Annotated in this window: 1 rRNA gene; it reads left to right on the top strand. The window is 50.7% G+C overall.

Going from position 1 to position 205, the window contains the following annotated elements:
- Positions 1–74: 74 nt before the first annotated feature.
- Positions 75–205, top strand: a 16S ribosomal RNA gene (locus tag ACOQFP_RS00005); the annotation flags it as partial.

The following is a 205-nucleotide window of genomic DNA, read 5'->3' as shown; positions in this document are numbered from 1 at the left end:
TTTTTTTGCTAGTGATTTGACTCTTTCATGTTTATGACTGATTCACGGTTTTCGGATCGTTGTTTCGAGAGTCTTTTACGGAGAGTTTGATCCTGGCTCAGGACGAACGCTGGCGGCGTGCTTAACACATGCAAGTCGAGCGGTAAGGCCTTTCGGGGTACACGAGCGGCGAACGGGTGAGTAACACGTGGGTGATCTGCCCTGC

Source organism: Rhodococcus sp. MALMAid1271 (assembly GCF_049195265.1).
Taxonomy (GTDB): Bacteria; Actinomycetota; Actinomycetes; order Mycobacteriales; family Mycobacteriaceae; genus Rhodococcoides.
The sequence above is the reverse complement of the archived record's forward strand: the minus strand, read 5'-3'. Positions and strand labels throughout refer to the sequence as shown.